We start from the raw sequence: 18,459 nt of genomic DNA on the forward strand, positions 1-18,459 counted from the left end.
GGGCCAGGAGCGCTAAATGTCATCGGACCCATCCTGGAAGGATAAGTACCTCCAGGCACTTGAAACTTCAGAACAGCGTGAATCGCATTGGGAAGCTGAAAGGAACCTGCTTCAGCGTATGCTGGTGCGTACCAGTCTGGCGTCCGAAGGACAGACTGCGGAGCTGGACCGTTTGCTGGAACGGGTTCGTGACGAGTTACGAAAGCCCCCTCTCAACGCAGACAGCTGGCGGGATTTGCAGGAGAGAATTGACCGTCAGGTGGCGGCGCTGGACGACCGCAAATCTGAATCCACGGACCGGCTGAGAACCACATTCGAGCAGTTGCTGTCGGAACTGCGCTCCCATCCTATGTTCAAATCCGGCAAGGACCGTATTCGAGACCTGGAGAAGCGACTCCGGAAACCGGAAACCCTTCAGCTCGATGCGACCGGATGGTTGGTCGATCTGGCATTGGTGTTGGAAACTGGGCTGGGCAGCGGTGACGGGCAGGATCGCAAACGAAGTCGGTTTGGCCGGCTGTTTGGTGGCCGGGGAAGCCAGGAGCCGTCCGACCAGCCGATGTTGGCGGAAGCCGCCGAGAACACGCTGGCTTCGCCTGCCGTTGAACTGGCGATGCCTGGCACAGAAGACAGCGAACGCCTGAAGATTGCACGGCGGGTTGGTGAACTGCTGGGGCATATGCTGGATCAGGTGACACTGGAGGCTGCGTCGGAGGCAAGAGCCCGACGGCTACAGGAATCGCTGTTGAGCAGCGATAACTGGGATGAGCTGCGGGAGGGGCTGAGCAGCGTGGCGGAACTGGTAATCGCCGCGGTTACCCGGGGGCAAAGGGAGTTTGAGGCCTTCCTTCGGCGTCTCGATGAACGGCTGGACGCGTTGCGCCAGTGTTTTACCGAGCAGGCGAATGCCCAGGCCGGGCGACTGGATGCCTCGCAGGAATTGGATCGCGATATCCGCCAGGAGCTATGGTCGTTCGGCCAGCAAGTGGAAAGCAGTGTTGACTTCGACGGGCTGAAAGACTCAGTGAGCCAGCACCTCGAGACGATCAGTGGGGCCGTCGAGCGGTTTCGGGAGCAGGAGTCCGAGCGCGAGCGTAACCTGTCGCTGCAACTGGAGCTCATGCAGGAAAAACTGGTGACGATGGAGGCCCAGTCGGAACAGGTCCGGGAAAAACTCCGGGAGGAACGTGAAAAAGCCCTTACCGATGTCCTGACCCAATTACCCAACCGGGAAGCCTGGCAGGAGCGACTGTCGTTCGAGTACCAGCGCTGGCAGCGTTATCGTCATTCACTGTCGGTCTGTGTGCTTGATATTGATTTTTTCAAGCGTGTGAACGATTCCTATGGCCACAAGGCGGGTGATCGCGTGTTGCAACTGGTTGCCCGTGCCCTCCGTGAGCGGCTGAGGGCAACCGACTTCATCGCCCGTTTTGGCGGGGAAGAGTTCGTGATCCTGTTGCCGGAAACCAATGTGGACAACGCCCGGTCGGTATTGGATAGCATGCGCGGGCATATCGCGGAGCTGCCGTTCCATTTCCGGGGAGAACCGGTGTCGGTGACGTTTTCGGCAGGGCTGGCGGAATTTGATGGGGACGACGACGAGGACGATGTGTTCGACCGGGCCGACAAGGCTCTGTACCTCGCCAAGGACTCCGGCCGCGACCAGGTGCTTATTGCAGGACGTGATGTCTGACTCAGTGCCGCATCAGGGCATCGAGCTCATCGATAATTTCCGCCCAGTCAGAGTCGTCCTCGAGGCCCTCTTCGAGGAAATGTGACTGGCTTTCCGACCAGAAAGGGGCATCCTGCAACGCAATTTCCGGGGGCAGTGGCGAGTGCTGGGCGATAAAACTCTCAATGCTGACGCTGTCGGATGGCATACCGAGTTGTTCAAAAAGCGTGCTGAAATCGTGTTTGCTGGTATCCATGGTTATGGTTCTCCCCAAGGTTGCCGGTGCTTTAAAACGCTGTGGGCACGATCAGAGTAGATCGGGTAACCCGCTGAATGCAATCGGAAGAATTTACGGGTATGGTTCCCTGAACTGTAGCCGAACCGGTGAGGATATCCAGTGAGGTCCGTTTTTCATTTTGTGCTGTTGCTGACCGCTATTCTGGTGCCCGGCGTGCCCGCTGCTGAGCCGCCGCAACCCTCTCCGGCGCCGGTGCTGGGTAGCGAGGATCTGCGCTGGCTGGCGGAGAGAGAATCGTTCCGGGTCGGGGTGCGAAGTGGTCAGGTGCCGCTGGTGTTTGATACCGGCGAGGGAGAGCTGGCGGGCATCTTCATTGATTACCTTAATCGGCTGTCAGAGAAGCTTGGTGTGCCTATTGAGCCGGTGTCGGCTCCGGAAGAACAACTCGGTGAATGGTTGCAGGATGGGACCCTGGATGCCCGGTTGAGTACCCATCTGGCCCATCGTTCCCCTCCTTCCAATGTAGTGCTTTCCTCGCCGCTGATGAGTTTGACCTATGGCATATTCGTTGGTGCCGATGATGCAGGCATTCGCACGCTCTCGGACCTTGAGGACGCGAACATTGCCCTGATCACCAACGATCCCAACCAGTTCGCATTGCTTGACCCTGTCGATAGCTTTTCACCCGTGCCGGTTTCCAGTATCAGCGAAGCCGTTGGCAGGGTGTTGTCAGGACAGGCGGATGCGTTTCTGGGCCCGGTTCCGGTGGTGTCGGACTATCTGCAGTCTGCCATGGTCAATGGGGTTGGGGTGGCCACGCTGCTGAACCAGCAATCGGTCGACGTGGTGCTGGAAATGGCAGCGGAGAGTCACCAGGAGAATGACCAGGAGCGCGACCAGTTGTATCGGGTGCTCAACCAGGCAGTTCTGGCGATTGACCACGGTGAGCACCGGTCGATCCGCCAGTCGTGGTTGCAGACCGAGTTGCCGGAACTGGATCCCTCCGCCATTTCCCTGTCGGTTGACGAGAGGGCATTTCTCAATCAAAACCCGAATCTTCGAGTGGCCTTCCGGCCGGATTGGCCGCCGTTCGAGTATACCCAGAATGGTCAGTCTGCCGGGCTCGTGCCGGATCTGGTCAAACGCCTGGAAGAACAACTGAACATTCGCTTCAGCCGTCAGGTGATGGACAACAGCGCCGATGAGGAAAACGCTTTGCGTTCGGGGGAGGTGGATATACTGCCCGCAATGTCCCGAACCCCAAGGGTCGAGGAATCTTTCCTGTTCAGCCGTGCCTATTTGACCGTTCCCATTGCCCTTGCCATCCGTGACGACGGTCGCTTTATCGGCGAATTGAGGGAGCTGAGAGACGAAAAGGTGGGTGTGGTTAATCGCCAGGCGGGGCATGATTACCTATTGATCAACCACCCCAACCTCGACCTGTATCCGATGACGTCCATCGAGGAAGGGCTGCTGGCCCTGTCCAACGGCGACCTCGATGTCATGGTGACTCATATTCCGGCAGTCAGCTATACCGTTGCCCGCCTGGGGTTGTCCAACCTTCGGATAACAAGCATCACGCCTTACCAGTATGAGCTACGGTTCGCCGTCAGCAAGGAACGGCCCGAATTACAACGCATCCTCAATAAAGCGCTGGGCAGTCTGGATGCCACCGAGACCGAGTCGATCTACAATCGCTGGATCCACCTGGATATCGAGCAGGAAACGGACTACACCGTGGTGCGTCGTATTGTGCTTATCGCCCTCGTGGTGGTACTGATCTTCCTGTACTGGAACCGTAAACTGTCACGGGAGGTGGACGAGCGAATCCGATCTGAAAACGCACTACGCCGCAGCGAAGACGAGCTTCGGGCGGCCAAACTGGAGGCGGAACGCCTGGCGCGGGAAGCTGAGGCGGCCAGCCTGACGAAAAGCGAATTCCTCGCCAATATGTCCCATGAGATCCGCACGCCGATGAACGCGGTGATTGGCTACAGCGACTTGCTCAGTAATACCGTCAAGGATCCCCAGCAGCGGAATTACCTGGATGCCATTCGCGCGGGCAGCCGCAGCCTGTTGATGCTGATCAACGACATCCTGGACCTGTCCCGCATCGAAGCAGGAAAGATGCGGCTGGAGTATTCGGCGGTGTCGGTGCGGCGGCTGCTCAGTGATGTACGCCACATATTCGACCTGCGCGCCACCGAGCAGGGTATCTCGCTGGAAGTCAGCGTTGACTCCAAGATGCCGGCGGCGATGATGCTGGATGAAACACGACTGCGGCAGGTGCTTTTCAATCTTGTTGGCAATGCCATCAAGTTTACCCATGAAGGTGGTGTGACGGTCCGCGCCACGGCCACACCGCGGAAGTCATCGGAGAAGCAGCCGGTCGAAGAGGTGGCCAGTGAGGCAGATCGTCGCTGCTTTTACCGGTTGGTTGTGACGGTGTCCGATACCGGCATCGGCATTCCTCCCGGCCAGCAGGAGCAGATCTTCGACGCTTTTGAGCAGCAGGAAGGGCAGAACACGCGGCGTTATGGGGGCACGGGGCTGGGCCTGGCCATCAGCCGCAAGCTGGTGCGCATGATGGGCGGTGAACTGCAGGTTGAGAGTGAGCCTGGCTCGGGCTCCACCTTTACGGTCAAGCTTCCTCGGGTTGAGGCAACCGGTGCCCAGGCCGAAGAAGATGGTACGCCCCAGGAGTCGGAACGCCTGCTGGCACAGACGCTCAGCATGCAGGAGCGTGGATGGTTGCAGGAGCAACTTGCACGGGATTTTGGCGACGAGTGGGAGACGGTACGTGAAAGCGGCGATCCGGAACAGATGAAGGATTTTGCCAACCGGGTGCTGGAATGGGGTAAGCGGTTCCGTTCGCCCTCGGTTACCCGATATGGAGAGAAACTGCTGGCGGACGTGGAGGCGTTTAACCTGGATTCCGTGAACAGTGCTCTCGAATCCTTTCCGCGCCTTCTGGGACGGGATCAGTGACTGGAAAGTGTCAGAGGCAGTCGAACTGCGACTTGCGGTCAAAGGCGACAGCGACCATGTCGTAGCCCGAGTCGGACAGCGAGCGAATCAGCTCGCGATCTTTCAGCAGAGCCATGCAGACCCGGTGTACGTTGGCCTGAAGCTGTTCCTGAGGGGGCTCGGACTCGAATCTGAAATCGACGATCAGGTATTTACGCTCGACGGCCGATGTGGCGGGAATGTCTTCACGCTCAATGCTTTCATAGCCAATGTAAGTAGCTTGTTTATCGGGGAAGATTCCACTTAGCAACACGTCCAGGTTGCCTGCCATGACCGGTTGCGAGGCCAGTGCCAGTAACAGGCTGAGAGCGCCGGTGATGCGTTTGATGGCCATGAGAGCCGCTCCTTTGGAATCGGTTCGTCGATCAATGTAAACATATGTAACGTTTAGTTACTGATGATTATCGCAGAGTGCGAACAGGTTTGCGTATTTTTTGCACGAATTTTTCAATTGTTTGCAATGTTCAGAGAATCCATCGGCTGGGTGTGGATTTCCGCAGCCTGCCAGGATCAACTACTATGGATAAAAACAGAAGCGCATAGAGGCAGGATGATGTTCCAACTCGTCTTCAAAGGTGAATGCACACCGGGAACCGACCCGGCAACCGCCCGCAGTAATGCCAGAACCCTGTTCAAGGCAACGGTGGACCAGATTGAGCGTATGTTCAGCGGTCAGCCAGTCGTTATCCGCAACAAACTGGAGGAAGTCCAGGCGGAAAAGTACCGCGCGGTGCTGCAAAAGCACGGCATGGTGGCTTATGTGCAGCCCATGGAGGGCGCCGTTGCCTCTGCAGCCGAGCGCGCGGCGCCCGCCGCTCAACCACAGGCTGAGCCAAAACCTGCCCCTGCAACGCCCCCAGCAGGGGCAGCGGGTACTGATGCCGGGTCCGGGAGCGCCGTTGCCGTGGAGCCGGGCGACCGCTTGCCAGTGGCGGGCGATAAAGTCGACAGCATTCTTTCCGGGTCCGGGCTGACACTTGACCCCGTTGGCGTCACGCTTGAGGAACACCGGGAGGCTCCCGCTCCCATGTTCCAGCATTTGGACGACTGGACACTGGCGCCTCCGGGCAGTGACCTGGGCGTGAAGCGTGAGGTTCCACCACCGGTTGTACCTGATGTCTCTCACCTGTCCCTGGCGGACGAGGATCCCACAGACGATGCCTGACAGTCGGACGGGATGATGTTAACAGCCAGATTGACCGCCCTCCTGCTTGCCGTGCTCGCAGCTATGCCCCTTATGGCCGACGTAGGGCGGCCGAAAGTGGGCCTGGTGCTAAGCGGCGGAGGGGCCAAGGGCATGGCCCATGTGGGTGTGCTGCGAGTGCTGGAAGAATTGAAGGTGCCCGTGGACATTGTGGTGGGCACCAGTGCCGGCTCCGCGGTTGGGGCACTCTATGCCTCTGGTATGGAGGTCCAGGAGATTGAAGAGCGCTTTATCGAGATGGACTGGGTGTCCAGTTTTCGTGACGACCCGGGCCGTGCCTACAAGCCTGTCAGGCGCAAGCGTCAGGACTGGCGCTACCCGGTCTCGCCCGGCATCGGTGTGCGCATGGACGGCCTGCATTTGGGGGGCGGTATCATCGCCGGTCAGAACCTCGGTTTTATCCTCAATGAGCTCACCCGTGATGCAGCCCTGGTTGAAGATTTTGATGAACTGGCCATCCCGTTCAGGGCCGTCGCCACGGACCTGGAAACCGGCGAGGAAGTGGTGATCGGCAGTGGCAACCTGTCGGAAGCGATCCGCGCCAGCATGAGTATTCCCGGCGTCTATGCGCCGGTCACACTGAATGGGCGTTTGCTGGTGGATGGAGGTGTGGCCAATAACCTGCCGGTCAGCGTGGCCCATGAGCTTGGGGCCGACATTGTCATTGCCGTGGACATCACCGATCCCCTGTTGGAGCGGGAGGACATACGCGAGGCGTTCTCTGTGGTTGGTCAGTTGACCACCATGATGACGCGGCAAAACACCGAGCGGCAGCTCAAGTTGCTGGATGATCAGGACATCCTGATGCGACCGGATCTGCAGGGCTTGTCCTCAGCAGATTTCTATGAGGCTCCGGCGCTGTTTGAGCTGGGCGCCAGCAGTGCTCGTGGTCACGCAGGGGAACTTCGTCATCTGAGCGTCAGTGATGATGAGTGGGATCGATTTCGCGGTCGCCTGAAGGCGCACTCCTTCAACCCGGGCGTTATCACCGATATTCGCATTGACGACCGTTCTCGCCTGGCGGGGGATTTCCTTCGTGAGCGCATACGCCAGCAGACGGGTGAGCCTCTGGATGTGGATGCACTGGAGGAGGATCTCAAGCGTATTTACGGTCTTGGCTACTATGAAACCGTTTCCTATTCGCTGGTGCCGACCGACGGCCCCGGCACGGACCTGGTTATTCGGGTTCGCGAGAAAAGCTGGGGACCGAACTACCTGTCCTTTGGCCTGAACTACGAAGACAATTTCGAGAACGATACCCGGTTTAATGTCGCCACGTCGTTGCGGATGACGGGGCTGAATGCCCTGGGCGGTGAGTGGACGACCGGGCTTCAGTTGGGCACCCAGCCCCGGGTTCGAACCGAATGGTTCCAGCCACTGGACTATGGTTTCGAAAGATTCCTCACGCTGGGCGGTGCCTATTCCCGTGAAAGCCTGAGTGCGTTCGATGGCGAAGGCGAGCGCATAACCGAAGTGGATATCACCAATCGCCAGGTGGATCTGGCCCTGGGTACCGAACTGGGTGTAAACGGAGAGGTGCGTCTTGAGTATGTGCGGGGCTACGCCACCGTCGACGAGCAGATCGGCGCACCGATGGCGCCCTCCGGCTCCATCCAGAGTGGCAGTCTCCGGCTCCAGCTTGTTCACGACTCCCTCGACGATACCTTCCTGCCGGAGTCCGGCGGGTTCGCCGGCATTCGTGGCCGGTTCGAGCGCCCAGGCCTTGGGTCCGACCGTCATTTTGATTCGGTCACCGTCATGGCCCTGGGCACCGCAAGCTGGAGACGGGCGAGTATCACCGGCCTGTTGTATGCCAACGCGGTCACCAAGGGCGTGGCCGGCATCGAGAATTCAGTACTGCTGGGCGGCTTTCACCGGCTATCGGCATACAGCCAGGGCGAAGTGGCGGGAGAGGATGCGGCTCTGGCAGGCGTCTTTGTCCGGCAGGAATTTGGCGGGCCGTTTGTGCCCTGGTTTGCCGGAGCCGGGTTCGAGACTGGTAACGCCTGGTCCTCGCTGGGGGAGGCCCGCTGGAACAACCTGTTGCGCTCTGGGAGCCTGTTTGCCGGCGTTGAAACCTTTCTGGGACCGGTGCAGATTGCCACGGCCTACAACAACCGGGATGACTGGAGTGCCTACCTCAACGTCGGCTTTTCGTTTACCCGGTTGTTTGAATGAGCCGCCCGTTGCTCAAGCCGTAGCCGATGCGCTGTGAATAGCGTCAAGCACCTGCTGACACTGTTGTTCCGCGTACCCGGCCAGAATGGCCGCAAGACGTTCCTCGTCCCGTTCCTTGATCGCACCGATCGATTCCCGCACATGGGCCAGGTTGTCTTCCAGCACCCGGTTGCCACCACGCTGGAACGCCACAAAGGCGCAACGTTTTGCCGATGGCCACAGATCCTCAATGGCGGAAATGATGAAATAGTTGTCGGCATAGGCCAGTGAGGCCTGAGTGTACTCTATGCCCAGCTCCAGAAACGCCAGCAGGTCGTTATTGTCATGGCAGCCTTTCATACGCTGGTAGAGGGATTCGAGTTTGTCCATGTCGGCTGCCTGCCACTGCCGCACCAGCTTGCGACCGGTATGGGTCAGGTACAGTTGCAGCACTTCGTACAGGCTGCGTACAAAATAGTCGTCCAGCGGCGTAACGAATGCGCCCTTGCGGGGCACGTTCTGTACCAGATGGCGTTTTTCAAGCAGCAGCAAGCCTTCGCGGATCGACCCGTGGCTTACGTCCATTTGCTTTGCCATGGCGCTTTCGTAGATGCGTTCGCCGGAGCGAAGCTGACCGAAAGCGATGAGGTTTTCGATGTGACGGGCGACCTGTTCGGTCAGGGTTTCGCGAGGCTTGAATGTGGTCATGGTCCTGCTTCGTTACAGCATGCTGGCTCAATGGTTCTGGAATACTCTCACATTCTTTGCGTATGGAAAATGGGCACACCAAAACGGGCCAGGCCCTGGTGGAGGGTTTCAGAGCAGGGGGCCAAGCAACCGTATGGTGCGGCACGTCAACCGGAAGGCCACAGAACGGTCCCGGTAATCCCGTTCCGTCATCAGTCGACTGGTGGTGAGATCCTGTTCCAGCAGATGTTCAATGCCGCTCACAAACTCAACGGCGGTACTGATGGCGGTTATCTCGAAGTTCAGTCGCATCGAGCGGTTGTCCAGGTTGGCGGTGCCGATGGCCGCGTAGCGGTCATCCACCAATACGACTTTCTGATGCATGAAGCCCGGCTGGTAGCGATAGATGCCAATGCCGGCGCGGCATGCCTGTACCAGGTATGAGTACGCAGCCAGTCGGATCAGCCGGCTGTCAGATTTCTCGGGGATAATGATTCGCACGTCCACACCCCGCAGGGCCGCCAGTTGCAGGGCGTTCATGATCTGAACGTCGGGCACGAAATACGGTGAGGCGATCCAGATCCGCGTACGGGCATTGTTGATGCAATTGAGGAAAAACAGCGTGCAGGTTTCGTAGGTATCCGCCGGGCCGGTGGGCAGAATCAGAACTTCCTGGTTGCCAGGCGTCGGTTGGGAAGGCGTCCAGTTGAGCGTCGGGAAGTCCTCACTGGCCCAGTTCCAGTCCTCGAGCCAGGCCAGTTGCAGCCCGGTCACCGCCGGGCCGGTAATGCGGCAGTGGCTGTCACGCCAGGGCTCCTCGTCCATGGCAGTGCCCAGATACTCGTCGCCGAGGTTGATGCCTCCGACAAATCCGACCTCACCATCACAGACCAGCAGTTTCCGATGATTGCGGAAGTTGACCTGCAGGCGCATGCGACGAAAATTGCCGTCTCCGAACGAGGCAACCTTTGCACCGGCGGCGGCCAGTTCCCGGAGGTACTTCCGCGGTAGCCAGACACTGCCAATGTCGTCATAGAGGAACCAGACCTGAACGCCCTGGGCCAGCTTGCGTTTCAGGATCGACTTGATGCGTTGGCCGACCTTGTCGGAGCGAACAATGTAGAACTCCAGGAGAATGTAGTGTCGGGCGTTTTCCATGGCATCGAACAGCGCCTCAAAGGTGGCTTCCCCATTCTTGAGGAGGTCGCATCGATTCCCGGTGGTAAACGGCTGTCGGCCCAGCTTGCAGAGGACCTGGAGTTCGTCCGGAACATGTTCATCGTTGCGTTTGCTGACCGCTGCCGTCTGCTGTTCGAAATGGTTGAGCAGTTCCGTCAGCGCGGCGTCGCCGGTGCGTCTGGCCCTGATATAGCCGCCGAACCGGTTGCGTCCGAACAACAGGAACATGGGAACGGCGACATAGGGCAGGCCGATCAGTGCCAGAATCCAGGCGATGGCTCCCTGTGCCACGCGGTAGGTCATCAGTATCCGATAGATGCAGGCAGCCGCGGCCAGGTAGATCAGGGCCAGTGCGAGGGGCAGCCAGGGCACGTCAGCGATACTCATTCCGGCGCGTCTCCATTGTCGATGTTCAGGTGGCGGGCGCGGTACTGGGCCGGTGCCATCCCGGTCCAGCGCTTGAACGCGCGGCTGAAGGCGCTGAGCTCGGAAAAACCCAGCAGGAAAGCGATTTCGCCCAATGCGTAGTGGTCCGACGCCACGTAGCGCATGGCTTTGTCCTTGCGGACTTCCTCCACCAGCTCGTGAAATCCAAGCCCTTCTTTCTTTAACCGTCGATACAGGGTTTGTCGGCTCATATGGCACTGTTTCGCCAGTGTGTCGGCGTCGATGCGATCGGTGGACATCTGGCGTGAAATCAGTCGCCGGATCTTGCGGCCGAAGGTACGCCTGCTTTGCAGCCGGGCCAGCACTGCGTTGACCTGCTTCAGCACGGCGGAATAAACGTAGGGGTTGCGATGGGGAATCGGATGGCTCAGGTGGTGGCTACTGAAGGCCAGGCGAGTTGCACCACAGCCAAAAAACACCGGGCCACCCAGTAATCGCTGGTATTCATCGGCATAGCCCGGTTTCGGGTGGGCGATCTCGGCCCACTCGGCAACGATGGATGGGTGGATGAAATGCCGGGTGCGGCATAGAGCCGCCGCCAGCGTCCGGTCCATATCCTGGCGACAGTAGTGCCCGGGGGTGTCCGCCTGCCAGGTCAGGATGGCCTGCTCGCCGGTTTGTTCAAAACTCAGGATCACCGATTCGTTAATCAACCGGTGCAGGCGAACATACTGGGTAACGGCCTCGCCGAGAGTGTCGCAATTGAAAAACACGTGGCCGACCAGGCCCATTCGGTCAGGATCGACCACCTGGCCGGCATGGAGGCCAACGGCAGGGTCTCCGGTGACCTTTTCAGCGTGTTCCCACAGGCGGTAATGGCGCTCGGCCGGAATGCGCAGGTCCGGGTCTGCCAGCTCGTTTTTGTTGAACCCGGCGATCCGCTCAACGGTGGGGATGTCCAGCACGCCCTGGCGGTCCAGGTAATGAACCAGGGCCAGCGTGCTCGAGGCTGCAACCAGTGGCGATGTGGTGGCTTTTGCCTGGGGTGAGTTCACGGTCACCTATGATTGAGGGTTAACAGGAATTCATCGGTGCTGATACAAAATGTCAAACCTGTGGGACAACCTGTCAACGGTTTATTGTCCTAACAACGATAGCATTAAGTCATCGAGGATTCTCACTCGCACATCTGGATTGGAGGTGTTTTCATGGAACTGGAAATTTTTGTGCCCCATAACGAGCTGGAGCGCTCCAATATTGCCGCTTTGGCTGAGTACCTGAACAGCATGTACTACTGCTAATCAGTTTCAGCAAACGTTTATGACCTGAGCCGGGGGAGACCCCGGCTTTTTTTTGCCTGAATTATCTGACCGGTTGTCGGGTAAGCCTGCGGCTTGCCCTTGTTCCAATAACATTCGATGGTAATGTAGTCGGCTTAACGATAGCAGCCCGTTCTCACACGAACCTGTCCGGCGACTCCAGGAGGTCATGACCATGAGTGTTGAACTCAATTACCGCATTACCGGCGAAGGCCCGCCATTGATCCTTCTCCATGGCCTGTTTGGCTCGCTGGAAAATCTGGGAGGCATCACCCGTCGCCTGCAGGACCAGTGGCAGATTCATGCTCTGGATCAGCGCAATCACGGCGCTTCCCCCCATACCGACACCATGGATTACCCGGCTATGGCCGACGATGTGTTGGCTTACATGGATGCTCAGGGGCTGGAAAAGGCGTCTATTCTGGGGCACTCCATGGGCGGAAAGACCGCGATGCAGGTGGCATTGCAAGCTCCGGGCCGGGTTGAGCGAATTATCGTGGCGGATATCGCACCTGTGACCTATAAACCCCGTCATGATGCGGTGCTGGAGGGGCTGACCTCAGTGGATCTGGGCTCTATCCGCACGCGACAGGATGCCGACAGGGTGCTGGCAGACCATGTAGAGGAGCTTGGTGTCAGGCAGTTCCTGCTGAAGAACCTGGTGCGGGTGGGGGATGACGAACAAGGCCAGCATCCCGGACCGTACCGCTGGCGGCTGAACCTGCCGGTGATAGAGCAATGTTATCCCCGCCTTGCGCAGGCACCGGAGGGGGGCGGGCCGTTTGAAGGTCCGGTATTGTTTATCAAGGGGGCCGATTCGGCCTATATCCAGGAGAAACACCGCGACGACATCCGTCAGCGCTTTCCCGCAGCGGATTTGCGAATCATCAACGGCACAGGGCACTGGTTGCACGCAGAGAAACCCGACAGCTTTGCGGCACTGTGTCGTCGTTTTCTCACGGATTAGCGCCTGGTAGCGGCGGGTACCTGCCAGTTTAGCCGCTGGCGGGTGTCTGATAAGGTTACGGAATCGTATCTGACAGGAACAGGCATCCTCTATGAAGTGGCTTCTGGGCGCATTGCTGATTGGTTTTTTGGTGCTGGGGGGCTTCCTGTTGTCGCCATCTCCCATTAATAGCCAGGCCTGGAACGCCCCTTCGCCGCAGCCATTGACCGGTAAGCTGGCGCCCAACGAACGCCTGAGACTGGCAGACCTGCTGGCCAGGGGAGAGGTGTACGGCCCTGAAGACACCACGGTGGATGACGACGGTATTCTCTACACTGGCACGCAGGATGGCTGGATCGTCCGGGTCAAACCGGATGGCCAGACGGAGAAGTGGCTGGAAACCGGAGGCCGGCCGTTGGGGATGGTGTTTGATCGCCACGGCAATCTCATCGTGGCGGATGCCTGGAAGGGGCTTCTCTCCATAGCGCCGGACAAGACCGTCACCGTACTGACCCGAGAGGCAGAAGGCTTGCCATTCCGTTTCACCGACGATGTGGATATTGCCCCGGACGGCCGCATCTACTTTACGGATGCCAGTTCGCGATTCCGTCAGCCTGAGTATCAGCTGGATTTGCTTGAGATGCGCCCTCACGGTCGCCTGCTTCGTTATGATCCGGCCACCGGTAAAACCGAGGTGTTGCTCAGCAACCTGCATTTTGCCAACGGCGTGGCGGTGTCGCCGGACGGCGAGTACCTGTTGGTGAATGAAACCTGGAAGTATCGAATCCTCAAGTACTGGATTGGTGGCCGCTATCCCGGACAGGCGGAAGTGTTCGCCGACAACCTGCCCGGGTTCCCCGACAACCTGGCGGTCGACCACGAGGGTCGCTACTGGGTTGCGTTTCCCACGCTCCGGAATGCCCAGGTGGATGCCCTGCATCGGCAGCCATGGCTGAAAGACCTGCTGGCCAAGCTGCCAGACTATTTCAAGCCGAAGCCCCAGGAATACGGGCTGGTAGTGGCCATGGACGCGGACGGCAGCGTGATTACCAGTCTTCACGACACCAAGGGTATCCATCTGCAGGAGATCACGTCGGTCAACCCCCATGACGGTCACCTCTACTTTGGTTCACTTCACAACGACCGCATCGGCCGGCTAGCCTTGTCGGCTATTCCGGGGTTGGGAGACAGCGACAATGAGTGAGTTTGATCCGGTGAACTGGGATCTTCCCGAACCATTCACCATGACCATCGACGTCCGGGACGCGGACACTGACAGGCTCGGGCACGCCAATAACGTGGTGTACGTGCGCTGGCTTGAAGATATCAGCTGGCAGCACATCGACAGCCTCGGCATGACCTGGGAGCTGCATGAAAAAACCGGCAAAGCCATGGCCATTACCCGTACTGAAATCGATTACCTGGCGTCCGCCAATGCCGGCGACCGGCTGGTGCTGGGCACCTGGCTGACCGGGTTTGATGGACGCTTTCGCTCGGCGCGGCAATTCCAACTGGTGCGTGAATCCGATGGCAAGACCCTGGTGCGCGCGGTATCCACCCATGCCTGTGTCAACATGAAGAGCCAGAGGCCCTCGCGGATGCCTGCGGAATACGCCGACATCCTCGGTGGAGCGATGGTGCCCGGTGGTCGCGGCTTTGATACCACACCTTGAGGATTCTGCTAGTCTGAACAAATGATCCTGTCCCCGAAGCTGTCTGGAGAGCCCCATGGAAAACACCGTTGATCCGAATTCTGGTCATGCCATGCGTCACGTGGTCTATGACCACTTTGGCGATACTGACGTACTGCGGATCGAAAGTTCCACCATTCCCGAACCGGGCGCCGAGGAAGTTTTGCTCAGGGTGGCGGGCGCGGGGTTGAACCCCATCGACTGGAAGACGCGGAAAGGCCTGGGATTTGCCGCCCGGCAGATTGAAGACCACCTGCCATGGACGCCCGGCTACGATGTTTCGGGCGAGGTGATTGCGGTTGGTGCTGACGTGACGACGTTGGCGCCAGGCGATCGGGTGATGGGCATGGTGGGCTTCCCGGCTGGCGGAGGAGGTTATTCCCAATACGCAGTGGCTCGCGCCGACGAGTTGGCCATTGTGCCCGAGGAACTGGACCTGATGACTGCCGGCGCTTTGCCGCTGGCCGCGTTGACCGCCTGGCAGGCATTGTTCGAAGTGGCGGAACTGGAGGCTGGTCAGAAAGTGCTGATTCACGCCGGTGCTGGCGGAGTCGGGCATTTCGCCGTGCAGTTTGCGCTTGAACGGGGCGCCCATGTGATCGCCACTGCTTCAGCCAGTAATCGCGATTTCCTGGCGGCTTTTGGCGTCCATGAGGTGATTGATTACCACACCACCGACGTTGTAGACGAGTGCTATGGTCTGGACGTGGTGCTGGATCTGGTCGGCGGCGAAGCGGGCAAGCGTTCCCTGCACACCCTGAGTGAGCACGGCGTACTGGTCACGATTCCCACCGTGACGGCAGATGAGATCATAACCGCGGCTGAGTCCCTTGGGTTGAGAGCCCATGGCATGACCGTCCGCCCCGATGTGTTTCATCTCGATGAGATCGCCGAACTGATCGAGGACGGCGAGGTGCGTGTCCATATCGACAAGGCCTTCCCGCTGGATCAGGTCGCTGATGCCCACCGCTTGCTGGAGGGTGGGCACGTTCGGGGTAAACTGGTCCTGGACTGCGGGGCCCGCTGATACGCTCAGGTTGGAGCGGGTTCCGGTGGCTGTTCCGGTGACTCCCCGGTATCCCGCTCCTTGCGTTCCTTCCTCGCCTGGGGTGGCACCAGGCTTACCAATGTCCAGTCTTTCTCGGGCTTGATGGCCTCCATGCTCTTGACCGGCGTGATGTGTTCGCGCGTGTTCACCACGAACAGCACCATGGCCTGACGGTCGTACTTGTCCAGGAAATCCTCGAACGTAAATTCGTCACTGAGCTGGGTGGTCTTCACCGTATACCCCTGGCTGGCCAAACTGGCCAGCTTGGCGTAGCTCACTCCGTCGAAGAGTCCTCTCGTAAGCTGTATTTTCTCGGCGGTCTGGTGCCGGGCCTTCTGGTCCTGATCCCCTTCGGCCAGGGTTAGCACTGAGTCTTTTCCGAACCAGTCCAGGAAGTGGTAGGTGGCCAGGGAATTCATGTGCTTGTAAGGGGAAATAACCAGCAGGTTGCCAATGCCGGTGAGATCCAGGTGGGTCGATGCATGCTCCGACACGGGGTTGCCGAAATACACCTGGAGGTTTTCCATGCGCGCCTGTTTGACGTTCTCCCAGTTGGTGTCCGCCAGGGTAACGGGGACCTCCAGCTTTTTCAGTGCCAGGCCGATTTTTCGGGCCACCGGGTTGGCACCGAGAATCAGGAAGCCGTATTCCGCCGGCTCGGCGACCTTCAGAAGCCTCGCCAGAGGTCTCGCGGTAAGACTCTGCAGGGTGACGGTGGCGATGATCAGCATGAATATCAGTGGCACCAGGGCTCCGGCGCTTTCGTAGCCCAGTTTCTGCAACTGAAACGCAAACAGGGCGGATACGGCAGCGGCTACAATGCCTCGGGGGGCGATCCAGCTCAGGAACAGTTTGTCGCGCCAGTTGAGACTGGTGCCAATGGCCGACAGGAAGATGCTTGCCGGGCGTGCAACCAGCATCAGCAACGCCAACACGGCCACCAGCCCCCAGCCCAGTTGAGCGATGGCTTCGAACTCCACCCGTGCTGCCAGGATAATAAAGAGAGCGGAAATCAGCAGCACGCTCAGGGATTCCTTGAACTCCAGGATGCTGTCGATGGGGACCTGCTTCATGTTGGCCATCCAGATGCCCATCACAGTGACCGTCAGCAGGCCGGACTCGTGGGCCATTTCATTCGACAGGGCATAGACCCCGAGCATGAACGTCAGGGTGCCGGCGTTGTGCAGGTATTGCGGCAGCAGGTGCTTGCGCAACGCAATGCCGTTCAGCCAGCCCGCTACAGCGCCAATCAGGAAACCCACTGCCAGGGTCTTGCCAAAAATATACAGCGAGTGGCTGAACACGTTGCCCTGGCCCCAGGACACAATGCCCTCGAAGACCAGCACCGCCAGCAGGGCGCCCACTGGGTCGATGATGATGCCCTCCCAGCGCAGAATGTTGGCCAGTTTTGCGTCCGGTCGCACGGATCGGAGCAGAGGGGCGATGACGGTAGGGCCGGTGACGATGGATATGGCGCCAAACAGGAGGGCCACCTCCCATGACACATCAAGGATCCAGCGGGCGGCCAGGGTGCCAATGATGCAGGTGACAATGGAGCCGACGGGAATCAGATTGCGAACCATCTTGCCATGGCCACGTATTTCGTCGTAGCGGAGCGTCAGGCTGCCTTCAAACAGGATAATGGCAACGGCCAGGGAGATGACCGGGAACAGCAGGTCTCCAAACACGATTTCGGGGTCCAGAAATCCCAGCAGCGGCCCGGCGGCAATGCCGCCGGCCAGCAGGAACAGGATGGCCGGCATGCGAACCCGCCAGGCGAGCCACTGGCAAAACAGGGAGAGCACACCGATACAGGCAAGGAGAAAGACAGTGCTGACGGTCATAATGGGGTCAGTTCCGTTGAAGTATGGGTTTAATTCTGTAGTCCTGCAGGGAAGTCTGCCGTCTTGTCGGAATTGGCCTTGCGCGCCAGGCGAGCCAGCAACCGCGCCGCCGCGAAGAAACCAAAACTGGCGGTGACGGGGCTGGCAGCACCAAACCCGGAGGCGCAATCCAGACGGACCGGGCCTTCGGTGGCAGGCTTCTGTAGGCAAACCTCACCGTCCCCTGCAGGATACGTGAGCTGTTCCAGGGAGTACACGGCTTCAATTCCGAAACGCCGTTTGGGATTGCGTGAGAACCCGTACTCCCGACGGAGTGTATTACGCACCTTGGCCAACAATGGATCCTGTGTGGTTTTGCTCAGGTCACTGACGCGGATCTGGGTCGGGTCCATCTGACCGCCGGCGCCGCCAGCACACACCAATGGAATCTTGCGACGCTGACAGTGTGCAATCAGCCCGGCCTTGGCTTTGACGCTGTCGATGGCATCGACCACCCCTGACATCTCCGGGGTAATCAGTTCATCGACGTTTTTCGTGTTCAGGAACCCGAAATGGACCCGAATGTCACCCTCCGGGTTGATCGACCGCAAACGGTCTGCCATGGCGTCCGTCTTGGTGCGCCCGTATTGCCCGCTAAGCGCGTGGAGCTGGCGATTGGTGTTGGACACGCAGATATCGTCCATGTCGATCAACGTCAAGGTGCCGACGCCGGAGCGGGCAAGGGCTTCAGCCGCCCAGGAGCCCACGCCACCCAATCCAACGATGGCAATGTGAGCGTGACGGAAGTGCTCCAGTGCCCGGCGGCCATAGAGTCGTTCGATACCGCCGAAGCGGAAATGGAAGTCGTCACCCGTCATGCTGCATCTCCGGAGAAAAGTCACGATTGTAACCCAGCCCTGCCGGCTGTCTCTAATCAGTCGTCGGATATCGTATTCATGGGGTGAAGTGAGCAGGCATAAAAAAGGCCACGCAAGAGCGTGGCCTGTAAGCAAGTGCCCAACCCGACGGGGGGTGGGCCGGACTAGTTCAGAGACACTAATCAACGTAATCAGTATCGTTT

15 protein-coding genes are annotated in these 18,459 nt (G+C 59.2%); 8 read left to right on the forward strand and 7 right to left on the reverse strand.

The window, feature by feature from the left end; genetic code table 11:
* Nucleotides 1–16: 16 nt before the first annotated feature.
* Nucleotides 17–1,693: a GGDEF domain-containing protein gene (locus ACTRWH_RS12455; RefSeq protein WP_085681687.1), complete on the forward strand. Its 1,677-nt coding sequence runs from the start codon at nt 17–19 to the stop codon at nt 1,691–1,693.
* A 1-nt stretch (nt 1,694) separates the two neighbouring features.
* On the opposite strand, the gene ACTRWH_RS12460 is transcribed toward ACTRWH_RS12455, so the two are convergent.
* Nucleotides 1,695–1,928, reverse strand: coding sequence for a DUF2789 domain-containing protein (locus ACTRWH_RS12460; protein ID WP_036203064.1), 234 nt, complete (start codon nt 1,926–1,928; stop codon nt 1,695–1,697).
* 141 nt (nt 1,929–2,069) lie between these two features.
* Here ACTRWH_RS12460 and ACTRWH_RS12465 point away from each other — a divergent pair, with 141 nt between their 5' ends.
* Nucleotides 2,070–4,898: a transporter substrate-binding domain-containing protein gene (locus tag ACTRWH_RS12465; RefSeq protein WP_151982884.1), complete on the forward strand. Its 2,829-nt coding sequence runs from the start codon at nt 2,070–2,072 to the stop codon at nt 4,896–4,898.
* A gap of 10 nt (nt 4,899–4,908) precedes the next feature.
* Here ACTRWH_RS12465 and ACTRWH_RS12470 read toward each other — a convergent pair whose 3' ends face one another.
* A complete protein-coding gene (locus tag ACTRWH_RS12470) occupies nt 4,909–5,271 on the reverse strand; it encodes a hypothetical protein (RefSeq protein WP_036203070.1) in 363 nt (120 codons plus the stop codon).
* A gap of 219 nt (nt 5,272–5,490) precedes the next feature.
* Between ACTRWH_RS12470 and ACTRWH_RS12475 the strand changes: the two genes are divergently transcribed.
* Nucleotides 5,491–6,102: a hypothetical protein gene (locus ACTRWH_RS12475; RefSeq protein WP_036205590.1), complete on the forward strand. Its 612-nt coding sequence runs from the start codon at nt 5,491–5,493 to the stop codon at nt 6,100–6,102.
* 12 nt (nt 6,103–6,114) lie between these two features.
* Nucleotides 6,115–8,319, forward strand: a complete 2,205-nt coding sequence (locus ACTRWH_RS12480) for a patatin-like phospholipase family protein (protein ID WP_136634176.1) — start codon at nt 6,115–6,117, stop codon at nt 8,317–8,319.
* 12 nt (nt 8,320–8,331) lie between these two features.
* On the opposite strand, the gene ACTRWH_RS12485 is transcribed toward ACTRWH_RS12480, so the two are convergent.
* The 3 genes from ACTRWH_RS12485 to ACTRWH_RS12495 form a co-directional block, all read right to left on the reverse strand.
* Nucleotides 8,332–9,006: a GntR family transcriptional regulator gene (locus ACTRWH_RS12485; RefSeq protein ID WP_036203076.1), complete on the reverse strand. Its 675-nt coding sequence runs from the start codon at nt 9,004–9,006 to the stop codon at nt 8,332–8,334.
* A gap of 108 nt (nt 9,007–9,114) precedes the next feature.
* A complete protein-coding gene (cls, locus tag ACTRWH_RS12490; RefSeq protein WP_136634177.1) occupies nt 9,115–10,551 on the reverse strand; it encodes a cardiolipin synthase in 1,437 nt (478 codons plus the stop codon).
* The gene (locus ACTRWH_RS12495; protein WP_087148992.1) at nt 10,548–11,612 is read right to left on the reverse strand and encodes an AraC family transcriptional regulator; all 1,065 of its coding nucleotides are present in this window, start codon (nt 11,610–11,612) and stop codon (nt 10,548–10,550) included. Before ACTRWH_RS12495 ends, cls begins: the two co-directional genes overlap by 4 nt.
* Nucleotides 11,613–12,045: 433 nt before the next feature.
* On the opposite strand from ACTRWH_RS12495, the gene ACTRWH_RS12500 reads away from it, so the two are divergent.
* The 4 genes from ACTRWH_RS12500 to ACTRWH_RS12515 all read left to right on the forward strand — a co-directional run bounded on the left by ACTRWH_RS12500 (nt 12,046) and on the right by ACTRWH_RS12515 (nt 15,534).
* Nucleotides 12,046–12,837 (forward strand): alpha/beta fold hydrolase, encoded by a 792-nt coding sequence (locus ACTRWH_RS12500; protein ID WP_228210347.1) that lies wholly within the window; start codon nt 12,046–12,048, stop codon nt 12,835–12,837.
* A gap of 91 nt (nt 12,838–12,928) precedes the next feature.
* Nucleotides 12,929–14,020, forward strand: coding sequence for an SMP-30/gluconolactonase/LRE family protein (locus ACTRWH_RS12505; protein ID WP_228210348.1), 1,092 nt, complete (start codon nt 12,929–12,931; stop codon nt 14,018–14,020).
* Entirely contained in the window at nt 14,013–14,489 is a 477-nt protein-coding gene (locus ACTRWH_RS12510) for an acyl-CoA thioesterase (protein WP_036203084.1), read from the forward strand. Before ACTRWH_RS12505 ends, ACTRWH_RS12510 begins: the two co-directional genes overlap by 8 nt.
* A gap of 55 nt (nt 14,490–14,544) precedes the next feature.
* Nucleotides 14,545–15,534 carry an NADP-dependent oxidoreductase gene (locus tag ACTRWH_RS12515; protein ID WP_036203087.1) on the forward strand — a complete coding sequence of 330 codons (990 nt, stop codon included), beginning with the start codon at nt 14,545–14,547 and terminating at the stop codon, nt 15,532–15,534.
* A 5-nt stretch (nt 15,535–15,539) separates the two neighbouring features.
* Here the strand turns inward: ACTRWH_RS12515 and ACTRWH_RS12520 are convergent, their stop codons facing one another.
* Together ACTRWH_RS12520 and tcdA are read right to left on the reverse strand one after the other, a co-directional pair.
* The gene (locus tag ACTRWH_RS12520) at nt 15,540–17,399 is read right to left on the reverse strand and encodes a cation:proton antiporter (protein WP_126810656.1); all 1,860 of its coding nucleotides are present in this window, start codon (nt 17,397–17,399) and stop codon (nt 15,540–15,542) included.
* Between the two features lie 29 nt (nt 17,400–17,428).
* Nucleotides 17,429–18,256 carry a tRNA cyclic N6-threonylcarbamoyladenosine(37) synthase TcdA gene (tcdA, locus tag ACTRWH_RS12525; RefSeq protein WP_041332623.1) on the reverse strand — a complete coding sequence of 276 codons (828 nt, stop codon included), beginning with the start codon at nt 18,254–18,256 and terminating at the stop codon, nt 17,429–17,431.
* Nucleotides 18,257–18,459: the final 203 nt, after the last annotated feature.

This window comes from Marinobacter sp. G5_S1_61_S3 (assembly GCF_054968585.1).

What these genes read in the sequence shown, in the direction of transcription:
- ACTRWH_RS12455 (WP_085681687.1), top strand. Translation starts at nt 17, where the DNA reads ATGTCATCGGACCCATCCTGGAAGGATAAGTACCTCCAGGCACTTGAA.
- ACTRWH_RS12460 (WP_036203064.1), bottom strand. Translation starts at nt 1,928, where the DNA reads ATGGATACCAGCAAACACGATTTCAGCACGCTTTTTGAACAACTCGGT.
- ACTRWH_RS12470 (WP_036203070.1), bottom strand. Translation starts at nt 5,271, where the DNA reads ATGGCCATCAAACGCATCACCGGCGCTCTCAGCCTGTTACTGGCACTG.
- ACTRWH_RS12475 (WP_036205590.1), top strand. Translation starts at nt 5,491, where the DNA reads ATGTTCCAACTCGTCTTCAAAGGTGAATGCACACCGGGAACCGACCCG.
- ACTRWH_RS12480 (WP_136634176.1), top strand. Translation starts at nt 6,115, where the DNA reads ATGATGTTAACAGCCAGATTGACCGCCCTCCTGCTTGCCGTGCTCGCA.
- ACTRWH_RS12485 (WP_036203076.1), bottom strand. Translation starts at nt 9,006, where the DNA reads ATGACCACATTCAAGCCTCGCGAAACCCTGACCGAACAGGTCGCCCGT.
- cls (WP_136634177.1), bottom strand. Translation starts at nt 10,551, where the DNA reads ATGAGTATCGCTGACGTGCCCTGGCTGCCCCTCGCACTGGCCCTGATC.
- ACTRWH_RS12500 (WP_228210347.1), top strand. Translation starts at nt 12,046, where the DNA reads ATGAGTGTTGAACTCAATTACCGCATTACCGGCGAAGGCCCGCCATTG.
- ACTRWH_RS12505 (WP_228210348.1), top strand. Translation starts at nt 12,929, where the DNA reads ATGAAGTGGCTTCTGGGCGCATTGCTGATTGGTTTTTTGGTGCTGGGG.
- ACTRWH_RS12510 (WP_036203084.1), top strand. Translation starts at nt 14,013, where the DNA reads ATGAGTGAGTTTGATCCGGTGAACTGGGATCTTCCCGAACCATTCACC.
- ACTRWH_RS12515 (WP_036203087.1), top strand. Translation starts at nt 14,545, where the DNA reads ATGGAAAACACCGTTGATCCGAATTCTGGTCATGCCATGCGTCACGTG.
- ACTRWH_RS12520 (WP_126810656.1), bottom strand. Translation starts at nt 17,399, where the DNA reads ATGACCGTCAGCACTGTCTTTCTCCTTGCCTGTATCGGTGTGCTCTCC.
- tcdA (WP_041332623.1), bottom strand. Translation starts at nt 18,256, where the DNA reads ATGACGGGTGACGACTTCCATTTCCGCTTCGGCGGTATCGAACGACTC.